This window comes from Flavonifractor sp., from assembly GCF_019422385.1.
In the GTDB taxonomy this organism is placed as follows: domain Bacteria; phylum Bacillota; class Clostridia; order Oscillospirales; family Oscillospiraceae; genus Flavonifractor; species Flavonifractor avistercoris.
In genome coordinates this window covers 1-5767 of the sequence record NZ_JAHZDL010000122.1, presented here as the reverse complement: position 1 = coordinate 5767, position 5767 = coordinate 1, and the positions used below count along the sequence as shown (strand labels likewise).

Sequence of the window (5767 nt, the reverse complement as noted above, 5' to 3'; positions counted from 1 at the left end):
TCTTGAATGCCATTCAAGCGCTCTCCCAGCTGAGCTATACCCCCATATTCACTTGTGCATGCCGGACTGGCCGACCGAACGAATTGTATTTTAGCAGAGTGGGCAGGGTTTGTCAACTGTTTTTTTCTCTTTTTTATGGGGGCTGTTTCAGATGGGAAAATTTTCAGAAAAAGGGGATACCCACGGGGAAAGCTTCATGATATAATAAAGTATCGCATCGTGCTATGCAGACAGCATAGCGGTGAACAGGCGGCGGACAGACGCTGGCCAGACTGCGGAAGGAGGCAGAACGCCATGAAATGTCCCTATTGTGCCCATCTGGAGAGCAAGGTGGTGGATTCCCGGCCGTCGGACGAGGGGGCCAGCATCCGCCGCCGGCGGGAGTGCCTGGCCTGCCACAAGCGCTTTACCACCTATGAGACGATGGAGAGCCTGCCCCTGGTGGTCATCAAAAAGGACGGCAGCCGCCAGACCTTTGACAAGAGCAAGCTGCTCAACGGCATGCTGCGCGCCTGTGAGAAGCGCCCGGTGCCCTTCAGCCAGCTGGAGGGGATCGCCAATGAGATTGAGCAGGCCCTTCAGAACGAGATGGATCGGGAGGTGCCCTCCGCCAGGATCGGAGAGCTGGTGATGGATCGCCTGCGGGAGGTGGACGAGGTGGCCTATGTCCGCTTCGCCTCGGTCTACCGCCAGTTCAAGGACATCAGCACCTTCATGTCGGAGCTGAACAAGCTTTTGGCGGAGAAGTGAGCTCCGGCCGCAGGAATGCAGGCCCGTGGAACAGGATGCAGGGAGTCCGGAGAGGATCCGGACTCCCTGTTCTGCGCTCCGGCGGGCTTGCATGGGCCGCCCTTTTGGGGGTACAATAGAGGAAACAACGCGGCAGGGAGGCATTGGCGTGAATATCGCACTGGTAACCGGGGCGTCCTCCGGCCTGGGGGCGGCCTTCATCCGCCGCCTGGATCAGCAGGGCGGCCTGGACGAGATCTGGGGGGTGGCCCGCCGGGAGGGGCGGATGGAGGCCCTGGCGGCGGAGCTGCGCACCCCCATGCGCTCCATCGCCCTGGATCTGACCAAAATGGAGAGCGTGGAGGCCCTCCGCGCCCTGCTGGAGCGGGAGCGGCCGGACGTGCGGGTGCTCATCAACTCCGCCGGCTTCGGCAAGTTCGGCACCTACGCCGACATGACCCTCCAGGAGACGGCAGACATGGTGGATCTGAACTGTAAGACCGCCGTGGCCCTTACCGCCGCCGTCCTGCCCCATATGGGGAGAGGCGGGCGGGTGCTGGAGATCTGCTCCTCCGCCTCCTTCCAGCCCCTGCCCGGCTTCAACGTCTACGCCGCCACCAAGGCCTTCCTGCTCCGGTACAGCCGGGCCCTCCGGTGGGAGGCGGCCCCCCGGGGCATCCGGGTGACGGCGGTGTGCCCGGGGTGGATCCGCACCGAATTCATGGACGTGGCCCGGGACACCCAAAACGGACGCACGGTGCGCTGCTTTCCCTTTGCCCTCCGGCCGGAGACCGTGGCCCGGCGGGCCCTGCGGGACAGCCGCTGGATGGCGGTGACCACCTGCGGCCTGCCCGCCCTGGTGCAGCGGGTAGCCAGCAAGTTCCTCCCCCACTGCTTCATCATGGCCTGCTGGGAGGGGCTGCGGCGTCTGTAGGAGCCGAAACAGCGCGGCGGGGCGGCCCATGCGGGCCGCCCCGCCTGTTTTTGCGCTTCCTCGCCGAAAGGGGGAGGTTCTCCACACAAAATTCACAATTGTGTGTTAGGATGTGGGCACAGGAGTTGATGGCATGACACGGATTCTGATTGTGGAGGACGAGGCGGACATCCAGGAACTGCTGGATGCCTACCTCCGGGACGCGGGGTACGACACCGCCCTGGCCGGGGACGGCATTGAGGCGGCGGCGCTCTTTCAGCGGGAGCGCTTTGACCTGGTGCTGCTGGACGTGATGCTGCCCAAGCTGGACGGCTTTGGGGTGTGCGAGCTCATCCGCCGCCAGTCCCGGGTGCCCATCATCCTGCTCACCGCCCTGGACGGGGAGGCGGAGCAGCTGCGGGGCTTTGATCTGGAGATTGACGACTATGTGACCAAGCCCTTCTCCATGCCGGTGCTGCTGCGGAAGATCGGGGCGGTGCTCCGCCGCGTGTCGGGGTCGGCCGGCGGGGCCGAGCTGCTGCGCTACGGGGAGCTGACCCTGGATCTGGACGCCCTGGAGGTGCGCCTGGGCGGGGAGCCCCTGCCGGAGAAACTCACCCTGCGGGAGTTTGAGCTGCTGCGGGAGCTGCTGGCCCGCCCCGGCCGGGTGTTCACCCGGGATATGCTGCTGGCCAGGCTGTGGGGCTACGACTTCTACGGGGACGAGCGGGTGGTGGACAGCCACATCAAAAACCTCCGCAAAAAGCTGGGGGTGGACTGCATCGAGACGGTACGGGGGGTGGGCTATCGTGTTCCGAAAGAGCATCCGTGAGCATCTGGCGGCCCGGATTTTTCTGCTCACCTTTGTCCTGCTGCTGGGGGCGGGGGTGCTCACCTTCGCCTTCATCGCCTGGGCCGCCCCCATCACCTACACCGCCGTGGTCAGTGAGCGCCTCCAGACCCAGGTGGACGGGCTGGTCGCCCGGCTGGCCCAGACCAACCTGGCCGACGCCGGCCCCATTCTGGACGAGTTTATCCGGGACAGCGGGGCGTCGGTGTCCCTGGCCAGCCCCGACGGTGTATCGGCGGACACGGGCTCCCTCTACGTGTCCGTCACCACCGCCGTGGAGCAGTCCGATTCGGTGGCCGCCTATGAGAGCAGCGACTACCAGGTACAGCTGGATCGCGCAAAGGGAGTGGTGACCACCACCATGGCCGGGGCCCTGGCCGCCGACGTGACCTTTGCAGACCGGTCGGAGACCTACCAGCTGCTGGTCACCCCGCCGTTCCGCCTGGCCAACCAGGCGGTGGAGGCCCTGGGCCGGGTGGCCCCCTGGCTGGCCCTGGCCCTGCTGGCCTTCTCCCTGCTGTGCGGGGTGGGGTACTCCCGATATCTGGCAAAGCCCATCGTCCGCATCAGCGCCATCGCCGGGAAGATGGCGGAGCTGGACTTCCAGTGGAAGTGCGGCGAGAGCCGCCCCGACGAGATCGGCCGGCTGGGCCGCAGCCTGGACGAGATGTCCGGGCGCCTCTCCGCCGCCCTGGCGGAGCTGAAAACCGCCAACGCCGCCCTGCGGGACGACATGGAGCGGGCCCGAGCGGAGGAGCGCCGCCGGCTGGCCTTCTTCGCCGCCGCCTCCCACGAGCTGAAAACCCCGGTGACCATCCTGAAGGGCCAGCTGGGCGGCATGCTGGACGGGGTGGGAGTGTACCGGGATCGGGACAGATACCTGGCCCGCGCCCTCCGGACGGCGAACCGCATGGAGGCCCTGGTGGGGGAGATCCTCTCGGTCTCCCGCATGGAGTCGGGGGCGGAGGCGGAGAAGCGGGAGCGGCTGGAGCTGTCGGCCCTGGTATCCGCCCGGCTGGACGCCTACGCCGAGCTGCTGGAGCAGCGGGGCATGACCCTGGAGCTGCGCCTCACCCCCGGCGTATATGTGGAGGGGGACGCCGCCCTGCTGGGCCGGGCGGTGGACAACCTGCTCTCCAACGCCGTCCGCTACTCCCCGGAGGGGGCCGAGGTGCGCGTCACCGTCCGGGCGGAGGGGGGTGTCCCCGTTCTGGAGGTGGAAAACACCGGCGTCCACATCTCCGACGGCGCCCTGCCCCATCTCTTTGATGCCTTCTACCGGGAGGAGGGCTCCCGCAGCCGGAGCACCGGCGGCAGCGGCCTGGGCCTCTACCTGGTGCGCATGATTCTGGAGCGCCACGGCGCGTCCTGCGCCATCCAAAACACGGCGGAGGGGGTGCGGGCCGCGGTGCGGTTCGGCCCCGCTGACGGCACTGGAATTCCGGCCGGAGATGTGGTAGAATAAGCCAAAACACCTGACCTGGGAGGGCGCTTATGGCGAAGATCATTCTGGTTCACGGCTCCGGACACAGGGCGGCAAGCTGGGAGAAGACGGTTTCCTGTCTGGGCGGCCGTGCGGACATCCTTTGCCCTGAGCTCTCCGACATCCTCGGGGGGAAGGAGGCCAGCTACCCCAATCTCTGCGCCTCCTTTGCGGATTATTGCGCGCAGGTGGGAGAGCCCTTCCACCTTTGCGGCCTCTCACTGGGCGGGATCCTGGCCCTGCACTACACGCTGGAGCACCCGGAGCAGGTGAGGACGCTGGTGCTGATCGGCACGCCGCACAAGGTTCCCGGGGTGTCCTTTGCCCTCCAGAATGTGGTGTTCCGGTTCCTGCCCAAGTCCGTCTTCACGTCCATGGCCTTTGACAAGAGGAATACCTTTGCCCTGGGGAGCTCCATGAAAAACCTGGACTTCAGCGCCCGGGCGGGCGGCATCCGCTGCCCCGCCCTGATCCTCTGCGGGGAAAAGGATCGGGCGAATCTCCCATCCGCCCGGTTCCTGGCTCAGAACATCCCGGGCGCGGAGCTGCAGATCATCGGGCATACCGGCCATGTGGTCAATGAAGAAAATCCCCAGGCCCTGGCGGAGCTGCTGAAGGACTTCTACGCGCGGCATCCCTGACTGTCTGCGGCCGCGGCAACATAAAAACCTCGGGAGGTGGGCACATGAAGCGCGGCCTTGATTCCGCTCCGTGCGGGGCCTGACCGGGCCGGCCTGCATGGAGCAAGCGCCGTGATCCCCGCGGCCCTGCATGTTTGACAAACAGACAAATATGCAAAGGGGAAATCCACATGAATCCAACTTACCATATTGTTGAACGGAGCGCATGGAGCCGGGGCGCGCTTTTTCAGTACTACCTGGACAGCATGCGGGTGGTGATGAGCCTCACCGTGGACATGGACGTGACGCCGCTGGTGCGATACGTCAAGGGGCGCGGCCTGAAGTTCTACCCGGCCATGATCTGGGCGGTGTCCCGGGTGATCAACGCCCACGACGAGTTCAAGTACGGCTGGGATGCGGAGGGGAACCTGATCCGATGGGATTTTGTGTCGCCCAGCTATGCCCACTTCCACCGGGAGGATGAAAACTTCACCAAGCTGGTGACGGAGTATGCCGGGGAGCTGTCCGTCTTCCACGCCCGCTTCCTGCGGGATCGGGAGCGGTACCGGGAGCTCCGGGGCGTGGTTGGGCACCAGCCGCCCAACTTCTTCGACGTGTCCTGCCTGCCGTGGGTGCGCTACCGGCACTTTGACGTCCACGTCTTTGACCAGGGGACGTTCCTGGCCCCGGTGGTCACCTGGGGCCGGTATGAGGAGGAACAGGGGCGGCTGATCATGCCGCTGACCATGAACATCCACCACGCCGTGGCCGACGGCTTCCACCTGTCCCGGTTTTTCCGGGAGGTGCAGGAGCTGATGGACGGGCTGCGCTGAACAGACGGTCTCCATCACGCGCTCCATCGGCCAAGGAAAAGGCGGCGGGCCCTTCTGAGGCCCGCCGCCTTTTTCCGCCCGTCAGAACCGCATATTCTCCACACAAAACACAAAATTCCTCCCCGGTTTCTCCACACAGACCCGGTATCCTGTTCCCAGATCCCAAGAAGAAAGGATGCCGGAACATGCAAATTTCTCTGCAAGAGCTGACCATGACCTACCCCAGCGGCAAGAGGGCCCTCCAGGGCGTGAACCTGGAGCTGGACAGCCCCAGCCTGGTGGGCCTGCTGGGCCCCAACGGGGCGGGCAAGTCCACCCTGATGAAGCTGCTGGTGGCGG

At 65.6% G+C, this 5767-nt stretch carries 7 protein-coding genes; all 7 read left to right on the top strand.

Annotation, left to right across the window (positions count from 1 at the left end):
* The first annotated feature begins 294 nt into the window (after positions 1 to 294).
* Positions 295 to 750, top strand: a complete 456-nt coding sequence (gene nrdR / locus QZ378_RS12020; protein ID WP_087236894.1) for a transcriptional regulator NrdR — start codon at positions 295 to 297, stop codon at positions 748 to 750.
* Positions 751 to 898: 148 nt separating this feature from the next.
* Positions 899 to 1663, top strand: a complete 765-nt coding sequence (locus QZ378_RS12015; RefSeq protein WP_191378826.1) for an SDR family NAD(P)-dependent oxidoreductase — start codon at positions 899 to 901, stop codon at positions 1661 to 1663.
* Between the two features lie 133 nt (positions 1664 to 1796).
* Positions 1797 to 2474 carry a response regulator transcription factor gene (locus QZ378_RS12010; RefSeq protein ID WP_191528236.1) on the top strand — a complete coding sequence of 226 codons (678 nt, stop codon included), beginning with the start codon at positions 1797 to 1799 and terminating at the stop codon, positions 2472 to 2474.
* Positions 2452 to 3957, top strand: coding sequence for a HAMP domain-containing sensor histidine kinase (locus tag QZ378_RS12005; protein WP_291258435.1), 1506 nt, complete (start codon positions 2452 to 2454; stop codon positions 3955 to 3957). Before QZ378_RS12010 ends, QZ378_RS12005 begins: the two co-directional genes overlap by 23 nt.
* A 29-nt stretch (positions 3958 to 3986) precedes the next feature.
* Positions 3987 to 4616: an alpha/beta hydrolase gene (locus QZ378_RS12000; protein ID WP_291258434.1), complete on the top strand. Its 630-nt coding sequence runs from the start codon at positions 3987 to 3989 to the stop codon at positions 4614 to 4616.
* Positions 4617 to 4786: 170 nt separating this feature from the next.
* Complete coding sequence (locus tag QZ378_RS11995) at positions 4787 to 5428, top strand: CatA-like O-acetyltransferase (RefSeq protein ID WP_291258433.1); 642 nt, start codon at positions 4787 to 4789, stop codon at positions 5426 to 5428.
* 185 nt (positions 5429 to 5613) lie between these two features.
* The coding region (locus QZ378_RS11990) for an ATP-binding cassette domain-containing protein (RefSeq protein ID WP_291258436.1) at positions 5614 to 5767 on the top strand (154 nt) is incomplete at its 3' end.

Bases quoted from the DNA above. Each gene is read 5' to 3' on its own strand.
- nrdR (WP_087236894.1), top strand. From the start codon at position 295: ATGAAATGTCCCTATTGTGCCCATCTGGAGAGCAAGGTGGTGGATTCC.
- QZ378_RS12010 (WP_191528236.1), top strand. From the start codon at position 1,797: ATGACACGGATTCTGATTGTGGAGGACGAGGCGGACATCCAGGAACTG.
- QZ378_RS12000 (WP_291258434.1), top strand. From the start codon at position 3,987: ATGGCGAAGATCATTCTGGTTCACGGCTCCGGACACAGGGCGGCAAGC.
- QZ378_RS11995 (WP_291258433.1), top strand. From the start codon at position 4,787: ATGAATCCAACTTACCATATTGTTGAACGGAGCGCATGGAGCCGGGGC.